General features: G+C 38.1%; 14 protein-coding genes. 8 read left to right on the forward strand and 6 right to left on the reverse strand.

Annotated features, from left to right (window positions below):
* The first annotated feature begins 10 nt into the window (after positions 1-10).
* From hscB to iscX, 5 genes are read left to right on the forward strand one after another with little or no spacing between them, the layout of a single operon-like run.
* The gene (hscB, locus tag AC6H0J_RS04605; RefSeq protein WP_118817458.1) at positions 11-532 is read left to right on the forward strand and encodes a Fe-S protein assembly co-chaperone HscB; all 522 of its coding nucleotides are present in this window, start codon (positions 11-13) and stop codon (positions 530-532) included.
* Between the two features lie 30 nt (positions 533-562).
* Entirely contained in the window at positions 563-1,249 is a 687-nt protein-coding gene (locus tag AC6H0J_RS04610) for a DUF2625 domain-containing protein (protein WP_118817459.1), read from the forward strand.
* Positions 1,250-1,267: 18 nt separating this feature from the next.
* Positions 1,268-3,127 carry a Fe-S protein assembly chaperone HscA gene (gene hscA / locus AC6H0J_RS04615; protein ID WP_118817460.1) on the forward strand — a complete coding sequence of 620 codons (1,860 nt, stop codon included), beginning with the start codon at positions 1,268-1,270 and terminating at the stop codon, positions 3,125-3,127.
* Positions 3,128-3,167: 40 nt separating this feature from the next.
* A complete protein-coding gene (gene fdx / locus AC6H0J_RS04620) occupies positions 3,168-3,509 on the forward strand; it encodes an ISC system 2Fe-2S type ferredoxin (protein ID WP_005629440.1) in 342 nt (113 codons plus the stop codon).
* Positions 3,509-3,703 carry a Fe-S cluster assembly protein IscX gene (iscX, locus tag AC6H0J_RS04625; protein WP_005630102.1) on the forward strand — a complete coding sequence of 65 codons (195 nt, stop codon included), beginning with the start codon at positions 3,509-3,511 and terminating at the stop codon, positions 3,701-3,703. Before fdx ends, iscX begins: the two co-directional genes overlap by 1 nt.
* A gap of 50 nt (positions 3,704-3,753) precedes the next feature.
* On the opposite strand, the gene AC6H0J_RS04630 is transcribed toward iscX, so the two are convergent.
* The 6 genes from AC6H0J_RS04630 to rlmN all read right to left on the reverse strand — a co-directional run bounded on the left by AC6H0J_RS04630 (position 3,754) and on the right by rlmN (position 9,561).
* Positions 3,754-4,368: a YfgM family protein gene (locus AC6H0J_RS04630; RefSeq protein ID WP_118817461.1), complete on the reverse strand. Its 615-nt coding sequence runs from the start codon at positions 4,366-4,368 to the stop codon at positions 3,754-3,756.
* 17 nt (positions 4,369-4,385) lie between these two features.
* Positions 4,386-5,657: a histidine--tRNA ligase gene (gene hisS, locus AC6H0J_RS04635; RefSeq protein WP_497512919.1), complete on the reverse strand. Its 1,272-nt coding sequence runs from the start codon at positions 5,655-5,657 to the stop codon at positions 4,386-4,388.
* A 9-nt stretch (positions 5,658-5,666) separates the two neighbouring features.
* Positions 5,667-6,773 carry a flavodoxin-dependent (E)-4-hydroxy-3-methylbut-2-enyl-diphosphate synthase gene (gene ispG, locus AC6H0J_RS04640; RefSeq protein WP_005630108.1) on the reverse strand — a complete coding sequence of 369 codons (1,107 nt, stop codon included), beginning with the start codon at positions 6,771-6,773 and terminating at the stop codon, positions 5,667-5,669.
* Positions 6,774-6,784: 11 nt separating this feature from the next.
* Positions 6,785-7,696, reverse strand: coding sequence for a RodZ domain-containing protein (locus AC6H0J_RS04645; RefSeq protein ID WP_497512921.1), 912 nt, complete (start codon positions 7,694-7,696; stop codon positions 6,785-6,787).
* A gap of 70 nt (positions 7,697-7,766) precedes the next feature.
* Positions 7,767-8,309 carry a type IV pilus biogenesis/stability protein PilW gene (pilW, locus tag AC6H0J_RS04650; RefSeq protein WP_497512923.1) on the reverse strand — a complete coding sequence of 181 codons (543 nt, stop codon included), beginning with the start codon at positions 8,307-8,309 and terminating at the stop codon, positions 7,767-7,769.
* A gap of 100 nt (positions 8,310-8,409) precedes the next feature.
* The gene (gene rlmN / locus AC6H0J_RS04655; protein WP_005630119.1) at positions 8,410-9,561 is read right to left on the reverse strand and encodes a dual-specificity RNA methyltransferase RlmN; all 1,152 of its coding nucleotides are present in this window, start codon (positions 9,559-9,561) and stop codon (positions 8,410-8,412) included.
* 246 nt (positions 9,562-9,807) lie between these two features.
* Here rlmN and AC6H0J_RS04660 point away from each other — a divergent pair, with 246 nt between their 5' ends.
* The 3 genes from AC6H0J_RS04660 to AC6H0J_RS04670 all read left to right on the forward strand — a co-directional run bounded on the left by AC6H0J_RS04660 (position 9,808) and on the right by AC6H0J_RS04670 (position 12,690).
* Complete coding sequence (locus AC6H0J_RS04660) at positions 9,808-10,686, forward strand: D-alanyl-D-alanine carboxypeptidase family protein (RefSeq protein ID WP_497512925.1); 879 nt, start codon at positions 9,808-9,810, stop codon at positions 10,684-10,686.
* A gap of 202 nt (positions 10,687-10,888) precedes the next feature.
* Positions 10,889-11,770, forward strand: a complete 882-nt coding sequence (locus AC6H0J_RS04665) for a metal ABC transporter substrate-binding protein (RefSeq protein ID WP_497512926.1) — start codon at positions 10,889-10,891, stop codon at positions 11,768-11,770.
* On the forward strand, positions 11,770-12,690 hold the full coding sequence (locus AC6H0J_RS04670; protein WP_497512928.1) for an ATP-binding cassette domain-containing protein: 921 nt from the start codon (positions 11,770-11,772) through the stop codon (positions 12,688-12,690). Before AC6H0J_RS04665 ends, AC6H0J_RS04670 begins: the two co-directional genes overlap by 1 nt.

Raw genomic sequence — 12,690 nt, forward strand, 5'->3', positions numbered from 1 at the left:
TAATAATCTAATGTTAAATCCTTTTCAAATTTTTGATTTACCTGTTGATCTTCAGTTAGATGAGAAGGCGCTAAATATACGTTATTTAGAATTACAAAAGGCGCTGCATCCAGATAATTTTGTATCAAGTAGTGCGTTAGAACAACGCGTTGCGATGCAAAAATCCACCGAAGTGAATGATGCCTTAAAAACGTTAAAAGACCCAATTTTGCGAGCAGAAGCTATCATTGCCCTTAATACAGGTGAACAGATCGATCTTGAACAAAAAAGTACGCAAGATGTGGCGTTTTTAATGCAACAGTTACAGTGGCGAGAACAACTAGAAGAACTTGAACATCAGAAAGATGAAGAAGCATTAAATTCTTTTGCAAAAGAAATTAAACAAGAAACTCAGTCATTATTGACCACACTTTCTGAGAGTCTGAAATCCCAACAATGGACGAAAGCATCTCAACAGTGTGATAAATTACGTTTTACTCGTAAGCTTTATGAAGAAATTGAACGTGTAGAAGAACGCCTTTTTGAACTGTAATAGATCTATATCTCAATATCTCTTGATATTATGCAAACTCTCGAACAACTAATATCTCCTGAAAATTCTGCTTGGCCTATACTTTCCCAATGGATTGAAAGTGCACGTAATCATTGTTATGTCATTAAAAAAGATCAATCAAGTGCAGAACGTGAACTTTTTACCATGCAAATGCCTACATCATCACCAATGGGGGCTGTGATTTATGAAACAGGTGGGATTTTAATTCATTATGGTTGGTTGCGTATTTTAGGTTCAGGAAGTTTGAAATTACCGCGCGGATTGATGGATTGGAATTTTAGTAAGTCTTTTAGTCAGTCTGATGAAAAACCAAAATATTTATTGGTTGCAGATGATGTGATAGGCGGTTACTTTGCATTAAATGGTGGTTCGTTAGGCGATAACCTTGGCAAAATTTATTATTTTTCACCGAAAGATCTCACTTGGCATAATTTAAATTTTACTTATACAGAATTTTTAGCTTGGGTATTGAATGGTGATTTAGAGGCTTTTTATCAAGGTCTATTTTGGCAAAATTGGCAAGATGATGTGAAACAATTGGATGGTAATCAAATTTTTGTATTCTCGCCTGACTTAAGTGAAGATAGAAAAATAGCGATTGATGAACGTCAAAAACATGAAGTCAATATTGAAACCCATTACCAAGCAAGCTTTGCAGAAAAAAATAAATTTGATTTGGCGTATTCCGTCGCATAACCAGTAGAAAAATAGCATATGGCATTATTACAAATTGCAGAACCCGGACAAGCTGCTGCACCGCATCAACATCGTTTAGCCGTTGGGATTGATTTAGGAACAACCAATTCTTTAGTTGCGTCCGTGCGTAGTGGGCAATCCGTGATTCTTAATGATGAACAAGAACGTAGTCTTGTGCCGTCAGTTGTTCATTATGGCGTTGAAGAGAAGAAAGTTGGTTTAGAAGCCTTTGAACAAGCATCACTTGATCCAAAAAATACGGTGATTTCAGTAAAACGTCTAATTGGTCGTAGTCTTGCTGATGTTCAGTCTCGTTATTCTAGTTTGCCTTATGAATTTGTGGCGAGTGAAAATGGATTGCCTTTAATTGTTACGGCACAGGGCCCCAAAAGTCCAATTGAAGTATCTTCAGATATTTTATCGCGTTTAAATCATATTGCAGAACAACGCCTTGGTGGTGAGCTTTCTGGGGTTGTGATTACGGTTCCTGCTTATTTCGATGATGCTCAACGTCAAAGTACTAAGGATGCTGCGCGTTTAGCAGGGCTAAATGTATTACGTTTATTGAATGAGCCTACTGCAGCTGCAGTTGCTTATGGATTGGATAGCGGGCAGGAAGGGATTATTGCAGTTTATGATTTAGGTGGCGGTACATTTGATATTTCAATTTTACGTTTATCAAAAGGTGTCTTTGAAGTCCTAGCAACGGGTGGCGATACTGCGCTAGGTGGTGATGATTTTGACCATTTAATAGCAGATTGGGTTGTAGAACAAACCCAACTAAAACCACAAACCCCAAATCAACAGCGCGAACTGATAACCCTTGCGAGCCGAGCCAAAATTGCTTTAAGTACTGAGAAAAGTGCGGTCATTTCTTGGCAGAATTTTTCAGTAGAAATTTCACGGGAACAATTTAATGAGTTGATTCATTCACTTGTAAAACGTTCATTGCTAACTTGTCGTCGAGCTTTGAAAGATGCCAACGTTGAATCTGAAGAAGTGCAAGCTGTGGTGATGGTTGGTGGTTCAACTCGAGTGCCATACGTACGAGAACAAGTTGGCGAGTTTTTTGGTAAAACACCACTCACCTCCATTGATCCAGATAAAGTTGTGGCACTTGGTGCTGCAATTCAAGCGGATATTTTAGTCGGTAATAAAACTGATTCTGATATGTTGTTGCTGGATGTCGTGCCGCTTTCTTTAGGAATTGAGACGATGGGGGGATTAGTGGAAAAAATTATTCCTCGTAACACAACAATTCCTGTAGCTCGTGCACAAGAGTTTACTACTTTCAAAGATGGCCAAACAGCAATGACCGTTCATGTCGTACAAGGTGAACGTGAGCTGGTAGATGATTGTCGCTCTTTAGGGCGTTTTACTCTACGAGGTATTCCTGCAATGGCTGCGGGGGCTGCTCATATTCGAGTGACTTATCAAGTCGATGCAGATGGTTTATTAAGTGTGACTGCAATGGAAAAATCGACGAAAGTGCAGGCATCAATTCAAATTAAACCTTCCTATGGTTTAACCGATGAAGAAGTGACCGCAATGATAAAATCTTCTTTTGATAATGCGCAAGAGGATTTACAAGCTCGTGAATTAGCAGAGCAACGAGTAGAAGCAGATCGAGTGATTGAAAGCGTAATTGTTGCGTTACAAGCAGATGGGGATGAATTGCTGAGTACAGAAGAATTTCATCATATTGAAAGTGTGTTAAAACAATTAATGGATGTAAAACAAGGTTCAGATCGTGATGCAATCGCGCAAGCAATTAAATCCTTGGATACTGCTACCCAAGAATTTGCAGCACGTCGAATGAATGCATCAATTAATAAAGCTTTGACAGGCAAAAATTTGTCAGATATTGAAAAACCGTAAAAGTGCGGTCAGATTATTAAATAATTTTGAGGAAAGTGTTATGCCAAAAGTGATTTTTTTACCTAATGAAGAATTTTGTCCCGAAGGTATGGTAGTTGATGCAGCTGCAGGTGATAATTTATTAGAAGTTGCACACAATGCAGGAGTAGAAATTCATCATGCTTGTGATGGCTCCTGTGCTTGTACAACCTGTCATGTGATTATCCGCGAAGGTTTTGACTCGCTAAATGAAACGAGTGATCAAGAAGAAGATATGCTGGATAAAGCTTGGGGATTAGAAATGGATAGTCGTTTATCTTGCCAATGTGTAGTGGGAGACGAAGATCTTGTGGTAGAAATTCCGAAATATAACATCAACCATGCCAATGAGGCGGCCCACTAATGAAATGGACTGATGCACAATTAATTGCAGAAGAACTTTACGATCGTAATCCAGATTTAGATCCAAAAACAGTTCGTTTTACTGATTTACATAAATGGATTTGTGAACTTGAGGATTTTGATGACGATCCTAATAAGTCAAACGAAGCAATTCTTGAGGCTATTTTGTTGAAATGGTTGGATGAATTTGAATAATTAGAAATTTGATTGAAAAAATACCCGCACTTTGATGCGGGTATTCTTTTTTAAAGATTGTTTAATTTCATTTTGGCCATTTGTTGTTCTAATTGGCTACCACTTTGTTGTGCTTGCTCAAAGCTGTTTTTGGCCGCAACTTTATCTCCTTTAGCGACTTGGATATCACCAGTTAAAATCGCTTTACGAGCATCAAAACTTTCACCCTTCACTTGATTTAAGGTGGTTAATGCATTGTCTAATTGACCCAATTGAAATTGCACCGCACTGAGACGTAATGCAACAATAGATGTTAATACTTCATCTTGAGATTGCGTTAATGCTTGATTTAAGTTTGCTTCTGCTGCTGCAAAGTCTTGTTTCTCTGTCGCTTTTTTCGCTTCATCTAACAAAGCAAAGACAGCATATACAGTTTTGCTGTTAGTTTGCACAAATTGTTCTATATTTGCTTTTTTAGCCTGCTCATCTTGTTGTGTGGAATAGATTAGAGCATCATACTGTGCAGAAGCTTGAGCGATTTGTTCTGCTTGGTGGGCTTGCCAATAACGCCATCCAAACATACCACCAACACCTAAGATAAAAGCGACAATAATTGTTTTGCCATTCTCTTTCCACCAGTCTTTCAACTGGTTAATCTCTTGTTCTTCTTCAATGGAATAAGCCATGTTTTTCCCCTTTTAAATTAAAATTGAGTTTGAATATAGTCGATTATATTCACTAAATCTAAGGTTTGCTGATCTGCACCACCCTGCAAGTGTTTAACAACGACTTGTTTATTTTGTACTTCGCTTTCGCCGATAACTAATGCCAATGTTGCACCAGATTTATCTGCACGTTTAAATTGTTTTTTGAAATTACCACCAGAGCAGTGTAACATCGTATTTAAGTGCGGTAATTCTGAGCGTACTTTTTCCGCTAATTCAAAAGCGGCTAATGTTGCGCCTTCACCTTGATAAACAACATAAATATCCACCGCACTTTTCACAGGAATATTTGGATTAACTTCTTGTACCAACAGGACTAAACGCTCTAAACCCATCGCAAATCCAATGCTTGGTGTTGAGTGTCCGCCAAGTTGTTCTACTAAACCGTCATAACGTCCGCCACCACATACAGTACCTTGTGCGCCAAGAGCAGAGGTTACCCATTCAAATACAGTTTTGTTGTAATAATCTAAGCCACGCACGAGTTTAGGATTAATTTCATATTGAATACCCACTGCATCTAATAATGAACATAATTGTTCAAAATGCTCACGGCTTTCATCATCTAGATAATCAAGCAATTTTGGTGCGTTATCTAATACTTTTTGTAATTCTGGATTTTTGGTATCCAAAATACGAAGCGGATTTTTTACCAAGCGATCTTTTTCTTCATCGCTCATTAAATCTTGATGGTTTTCTAAGAATCCAACTAAAGCTGAGCGATAATTTGCTCGAGCTTCTAAAGAGCCAATTGAGTTAAGTTGAAGTGTAACATATTGATCGATACCTAATGCTTTCCATAAACGATAGGTAAGCATGATTAATTCTGCATCGATTTCTGGATTCGCAATACCGAATACCTCAACACCTGCTTGATGGAATTGACGGTAACGACCTTTTTGTGGACGTTCATGACGGAACATTGGCCCCATATACCATAAGCGTTGTTCATTGTTATAGATCCAACCGTGTTCAATGGCGGCACGCACACAACCTGCAGTGCCTTCAGGGCGTAAGGTTAATTGTTCATCGTTATCCCAAAATGTGTACATCTCTTTTGAAACAACATCTGTTACTTCACCGATTGCACGAGCGAATAATGGTGTACTTTCTACAACTGGCATACGCACTTCGGAATAACCGTAGTTGTTTAATACTTGGCGTACTTGCGCTTCAATCCATTGCCATAATGGAGATTCAGTAGGGGAGCAATCGTTCATTCCACGAATTGCTTGAATAGTTTTAGCCACGAGCTTTCCTTAAATAATTCTGTTTTTGGGATCTTGTTGTGCGACTTTTGCACGAATTTTTGCTTCTAATTGGTTAACAATATCTTCGTTATCGAAGCGTTCTTTTTGACGTTCGCCATTAAGATAATAACCGCTTTTTTTGTTACCACCGGTTACCCCGAGATCAGATACGAGTGCTTCGCCTGGACCATTCACTACGCAACCGATAATTGATACATCCATTGGTGTAATAATATCTTCAAGGCGTTGTTCTAACGCATTTACTGTACCGATTACATCAAACTCTTGGCGAGAGCACGTTGGGCATGCAATAAAATTAATGCCACGAGAGCGAATTCGTAAAGATTTAAGAATATCAAAGCCTACTTTAATTTCCTCTACGGGATCAGCAGCTAATGATACACGTAATGTGTCGCCAATACCTTCGGCAAGTAACATGCCTAGACCTATTGCAGATTTGACCGCACCTGCACGCGCGCCACCTGCCTCTGTAATCCCTAAATGCAATGGTTGCTTGATAGATTTAGCAAGTAAACGATAAGCTTCTACCGCTAAGAAGACATCGGAGGCTTTTACACTCACTTTAAATTGATCGAAGTTAAGGCGATCTAGAATTTCTACATGACGTAATGCTGATTCTAATAATGCCTCTGGTGTTGGCTCGCCGTATTTTTCTTGCAGATCTTTTTCTAAAGAGCCTGCGTTTACGCCTATACGAATCGGAATATTTTTGTCACGAGCACAATCAACAACGGCACGGATGCGATCTTCACGACCAATATTGCCTGGATTGATACGTAAACAATCCACTCCATATTCTGCGACTTTTAGTGCAATACGATAGTCGAAATGAATATCTGCTACGAGAGGGACATTCACTTGCTGTTTAATTTGTTTAAATGCTTCTGCGGCATCCATTGTTGGAACAGATACACGAACGATATCTGCGCCAACACGTTCTAATGATTTAATTTGAGCAACTGTCGCTTCCACATCAGTGGTGCGAGTATTTGTCATTGATTGCACGGCAATTGGCGCATCACCACCAACTGGTACATTTCCTACATAAATTTTTGTCGATTCACGACGCTTAATGCTTGGTTGAAAAGCTGACATCTTTTTCCTTATTAAGGTTGTGAAAGTTTGAATTTTGCAATGCGGCCATCCACTTTGAGTGGATAATTTTCACCTTTATAGGTGATACGTACATTACTTGGTGCGCCAACAATTAATGAAAACTCATCGCCATTAAAAGTTAATACTTCACCTTTTTTGTACTCTTTTTGTGCTAATACTCTGCGATTTTTATCTTTTACGCTGAGCCAGCTAGTATTATTTAAGATTTCTACAATCAAGTCTCCTTTTACAGTCGGTGCTGCTGGAGAAATTGATGGATTTTCTACCGCACTTTGAGTGTCTGAAACTGATTTTTCATCGTTTTTTGTTTGTTGAACGGCATTTTCTTGTGCTATTTCTGGTAACACATTATTTGTTATTTCTACGGGTTGTGAGACAGCTGCTGTTGTTTCTGGTGCAGTTTTATTACTTTCTTCTGTCGTCACAAGGGCTGTGGCTGGCTGATTGTTTTCAGTTGAAGCAACATAGCTTTGTACTAAGTCATCACGTTCTTGGTTATTTTGCTGATAACTTTGCCACCACCAAAGTCCAGTCATGCCAAGGACTAAAAGAAGTACAATGATAGATAAACGCCCGACCCAGCGAGAGTGCGATGAATATTGATTTACTTCTCGAGTTGAACGAGCATTTTTACTCAGATCGTTTTTATCATTTTCTGCAAATGTAATATTTTCCCATACAGAATCGGGTAAGCGTAAGAACTTGGCATAGCTACGCACATAACCTTTTACAAAGATTGCAGGGGTAGATTTTTGAATAAATTCGTTGTTTTCAAGTTGTTGTAATATGGAAGGACGCAGCGCAATTTCTTTGGCGACGTCTTCGAGAGAAAGATTCAAGTTTTCACGTGCTTGGCGAAAAATCTCACCTGGTGAAAGTTCTTGCTCAGTTGTTGGATTCATAAATTCAATCAAATAATATGCGATAAATAAAGGCTAAATTTTAAAGTCCAACGCTTGATTTGGCAATGCTTTATTTGAAGGTATTAAATTTTTCCGCTCGTTTACTATCAGTTTGTCGCAATTTTTGTAATGCTTGTTGATAAATATCCATTTTTTGAGCGGAATAAGCACAAATAGCCATATTTTCAAATGTATCTGCTTGATGATAATAATTAGGGGAATTTAGTGCGAGTTGAAATTTCTGCTGAGCTTGTTCAAATTGCTTTTGACGACATAAAAATGTACCAAAATTATTATGTAAATCCCCCTGTTGATTATTGAGCTTTAAAGCTATTTCATATTCACGATGTGCGTTCTCGATTTCCCCTTGTTGCTGGTAATAATGTGCAAGTGCTGAATGCACGAGGTAGTAATCTTTATCGTGTTGAAGTGCTTTATCTAAGTTAATTTTGGCTAGTTGAGGATTACCTTGTTGAAGGTAACCGAGGGCAAGTTCTACGCGAGCTTTCGCTGCAGATTGTTGATTGAAATTTTGAATTGTTGATTGAGAAACGCAAGCAGAAAAAATGAAAGGGAAAATAACCGCACTGAGTTGTTTACTTATTGTTTGCATTTTTTCTCCTTTTAACAGGGCAGGAAGAAATATTTAATATGCTTTAATTTGTATGAAAACATAGGGCATGTGAACTTGATTAATTCACATGCCTAGAATATTAATTAACTTCTGTCACCCCAATATTTTGTCCAAATTGGCGTTTCATTGCCGTACGTTTAGTACGATCGATAACATCTCCAGCTAACTGTCCGCAAGCTGCATCAATGTCATCCCCACGAGTTTTACGGATAATCACGGTAAAGCCATATTCCATCAAGGTTTTTTGGAAGCGGTCAATTCGCGTATTCGAGCTTTTTGCATAAGGTGCTTCTGGGAACGGATTCCACGGAATTAAATTAATTTTACAAGGTGTATTTTTTAATACTTCTGCAAGTTGATGAGCATGTTCTACGCCATCATTTACATGATCGAGCATGACATATTCAATCGTGACTTTGCCGTGATTCGCATTTGATACACTCAAATAACGATTTACCGAGTCAATCAACATTTTGATATTATATTTTTTATTGATTGGCACAATTTCATCACGCAATTCATCGTTTGGGGCATGTAATGAAATAGCCAAAGCCACATCGATCATTTTGCTCAAATTATCCAGTGCTGGTACAACCCCAGAAGTTGATAAAGTGACACGACGTTTTGATAAACCGTAGGCAAAATCATCTAACATAATTTCCATTGCAGGAACAACGTTAGCGACATTTAATAAGGGTTCACCCATTCCCATCATTACCACATTTGTAATTGGTCTAATGCCAGTCACTCCAAAGTTGCCAATAATTTTAGATGCTCTCCAAACTTGGCCGATAATTTCTGAAACTGTTAAATTGCGATTAAATCCTTGTTGTGCTGTTGAACAGAATGTACAAGCTAAGGCACAGCCAACTTGGGAAGATACACAAAGCGTAGCGCGATCTGCTTCGGGAATATACACAGTTTCAACTTGTTGTTCACCCACTTGCATTGCCCATTTTATCGTGCCATCGGCTGAACGCTGTTCAACGGCAACTTCTGGGGCTTTAATTTCTGCAACAGCCTTAAGTTTTTCACGTAATTTTTTATTAATATTTGTCATATTGTCGAAGTTATCTTCGCCAAAATGATAAATCCATTTAACTAATTGATCTGCTCGGAATGGTTTTTCGCCGAGTTCTTTAAAAAATTCGCGCATTTGTTGGCGCGTTAAATCCATTAGATTAATTTTTTTAGCTGGTGCATCTGATTGCACAGACAATAATTCTGACATTTTAGCCTCGTTATTACACATTGTGGCGATAGCGTTGTACTGGTGTTTTTATTAAAAACTCACAACGAAAAATTCGCAATTAAAAAATGAACGGAGATTGTACAGATTTGTCACCGCATAATCTAGCGGAATTAAAAAACGATGGAAAATATCACCGCACTTTTTTGCGATCTAGATCGCAAATATTTCCAATTACAGCGTAAAAAGTGCGGTAAAATGTAAGCCTATTTTCTAAGGTGACCAATAATGTTTAAAAAAGCTTTATTTATTTTATCTTTGTGTCCTTCTTTTGCGCTGGCACAGTCTTATGTTGTGTATGATTTTACGCATAATCGAGTGTTGGAAAGTCATGCGGCTGATAGCGTTCAGCCCATTGCTTCTGTAACGAAATTAATGACGGCGAACGTTTTTCTAGAGAATAATACAAATCCTAATTGTACCATTGCGATAACCAGTGACGATCGTGACTACATTAAAGGTACAAGCACCAAATTACCGATGAATGTTCCGATGGCTTGCAGAGAATTATTAAAGGCGATGCTTGTGCATTCTGATAACTATGCCGCTCATGCGCTTTCTCGTGCTGCAGGAATGAGCAGAATACAATTTATTAATAAAATGAATGAAAAAGCTCGCCAATTAGGCATGTATTCTACTCGTTTTCATGATAGTTCAGGTTTATCGAGTAGCAATATCTCCAGTCCTATGGATTTAGTTAAACTTGCTAAACATTCTTTAAATAAGCCTGAAATTCGACAATTATCGAATATCAGTGCTACGAATATTCAAGCTGGAAGACATAGCGTATTAATGAAAAATACAAATAAATTAGTGCGTGATGAAATTTTTGATGCTGTGGTAAATAAGACGGGCTACATTCGAGAATCTGGTTATAACCTTGTTTTCATCAATAAACACCCATGTAAAAGTTCTACCATCGGTGTAATTAGTCTCAATAATTCTTCTTCTGCATATCGTTCTAGCTTTACTAAAAGCAAATTAGAAAAATACGGTTGTACTGCATTGAATGGACGAACCATTCATGATGTTGAAGGCGAGGCACAATATGAAGATGGCTATGATGAAGAAGGTTTAAATGACCTAATAAAGAAAGTATCAGGCTAATAGAATAACCGTTGAACACATAGGGAAAATCTATCACATTTTTTGTTATTCTCTATATAATTAAAAATAATCACTTAATTTGATAATTATTTTCATTTGAAAAGCGTAATAAAAATAGTACTATTACCTGTGATGAATAATTGTTGAGCTGTTGAGCGATTATTCAGGCATCCAATCTAATACTTTTTTATAAGGACATCTTATGCGAAATTCATTAAAAATTATGACCGCACTTGCACTTGGTTTATTTGCAATGCAGGCTAATGCAAAATTCAAAGTCGTCACCACCTTCACCGTGATTCAAGATATCGCACAAAATGTGGCAGGCAATGCAGCTACAGTGGAATCTATCACCAAACCAGGTGCTGAAATTCATGAATATGAACCTACTCCAAAAGACATTGTGAAAGCACAGTCTGCCGATTTAATTCTATGGAACGGCTTAAATTTGGAACGTTGGTTTGAACGTTTCTTCCAAAATATTAAAGACAAACCAGCCGTGGTGGTGACTGAAGGGATTCAACCATTGTCTATTTATGAAGGCCCGTATAAAGATGCGCCTAATCCACATGCGTGGATGTCGCCATCTAATGCATTAATTTATATTGAAAATATTAAAAATGCATTGGTGAAATACGATCCACAAAATGCAGCAATGTACGAAAAAAATGCTGCTGATTATGCTCAAAAAATTAAACAACTTGATGAGCCACTTCGTGCAAAATTAGCACAGATTCCAGAAGCTCAACGCTGGCTTGTGACAAGTGAAGGTGCTTTCAGTTATTTGGCGAAAGATTACAACTTAAAAGAAGGTTATTTATGGCCAATTAATGCTGAACAACAAGGCACACCACAACAAGTGCGTAAAGTGATTGATTTAGTTCGTAAAAACAATATTCCTGTTGTGTTTAGTGAAAGTACAATTTCACCAAAACCAGCACAACAAGTAGCGAAAGAAAGTGGCGCAAAATACGGTGGCGTGTTGTATGTTGACTCTCTTTCTGCGAAAAAAGGCCCAGTGCCAACTTATATTGATTTGCTTAACGTAACTGTATCAACCATTGTTAAAGGATTCGGAAAATAATGGACTCTTTCTCGGCATCAATTTGGGTTAATGATGTAACTGTTCGTTACAACAATGGCCACACAGCTATTCACAATATGACGTTCTCATTAAACAGTGGAACTATTTGTGCATTAGTGGGTGTGAATGGCAGTGGAAAGTCCACATTATTTAAAAGCATAATGGGGCTTGTGAAGCCACAACAAGGCGAAATCAAACTTTGTGATCTGCCAATTTCCCAAGCACTGAAACGTAATTTGGTTGCTTATGTTCCACAATCTGAAGAAGTAGACTGGCAATTTCCTGTGTCAGTGTATGATGTCGTGATGATGGGACGTTATGGGTATATGAATTTCCTTCGTATTCCCAAGGCGATTGATAAACAAAAAGTTCAAGAGGCGATGCAGAGAGTGAACATTGAACATCTCGCGCATCGTCAAATTGGAGAGTTATCTGGCGGGCAGAAAAAACGCGTGTTTTTGGCCCGCGCTTTAGCACAACAAAGTCCAATTATTTTATTGGATGAACCTTTCACTGGCGTTGATGTGAAAACTGAAAATGCCATTGTTGATCTTCTTCAACAGCTTCGAGAAGAAGGTCATCTGATTCTTGTCTCAACTCATAACTTAGGTTCTGTTCCTGATTTTTGTGATCAAGTGGTGATGATTAATCGTACGGTGATTGCAGCAGGGAAAACGGAAGATACCTTTAACCAACATAATTTGGAAATTGTGTTTGGTGGGGTATTACGCCATATTAAATTATTGGGCGAAGATTTACATAATGATGAAGATAAACGTGCTGTTACCGTCTTGACGGATGATGAAAAAGCCGTTGTATTCTATGGTGAAACTAAACAAGATCCACCTGCACCAACAACAAAGGATTGCCATTTTGAAGATTGTCCTTATAAAAGTGCGGTCGAAAATAAGAAGGAATAG

Source organism: Haemophilus sp. THUN1691, assembly GCF_059704425.1.

Coding starts and splice junctions, on each gene's coding strand:
- hscB (WP_118817458.1), top strand. CDS start 11: ATGTTAAATCCTTTTCAAATTTTTGATTTACCTGTTGATCTTCAGTTA.
- AC6H0J_RS04610 (WP_118817459.1), top strand. CDS start 563: ATGCAAACTCTCGAACAACTAATATCTCCTGAAAATTCTGCTTGGCCT.
- hscA (WP_118817460.1), top strand. CDS start 1,268: ATGGCATTATTACAAATTGCAGAACCCGGACAAGCTGCTGCACCGCAT.
- fdx (WP_005629440.1), top strand. CDS start 3,168: ATGCCAAAAGTGATTTTTTTACCTAATGAAGAATTTTGTCCCGAAGGT.
- iscX (WP_005630102.1), top strand. CDS start 3,509: ATGAAATGGACTGATGCACAATTAATTGCAGAAGAACTTTACGATCGT.
- AC6H0J_RS04630 (WP_118817461.1), bottom strand. CDS start 4,368: ATGGCTTATTCCATTGAAGAAGAACAAGAGATTAACCAGTTGAAAGAC.
- ispG (WP_005630108.1), bottom strand. CDS start 6,773: ATGTCAGCTTTTCAACCAAGCATTAAGCGTCGTGAATCGACAAAAATT.
- AC6H0J_RS04645 (WP_497512921.1), bottom strand. CDS start 7,696: ATGAATCCAACAACTGAGCAAGAACTTTCACCAGGTGAGATTTTTCGC.
- pilW (WP_497512923.1), bottom strand. CDS start 8,309: ATGCAAACAATAAGTAAACAACTCAGTGCGGTTATTTTCCCTTTCATT.
- rlmN (WP_005630119.1), bottom strand. CDS start 9,561: ATGTCAGAATTATTGTCTGTGCAATCAGATGCACCAGCTAAAAAAATT.
- AC6H0J_RS04660 (WP_497512925.1), top strand. CDS start 9,808: ATGTTTAAAAAAGCTTTATTTATTTTATCTTTGTGTCCTTCTTTTGCG.
- AC6H0J_RS04665 (WP_497512926.1), top strand. CDS start 10,889: ATGCGAAATTCATTAAAAATTATGACCGCACTTGCACTTGGTTTATTT.
- AC6H0J_RS04670 (WP_497512928.1), top strand. CDS start 11,770: ATGGACTCTTTCTCGGCATCAATTTGGGTTAATGATGTAACTGTTCGT.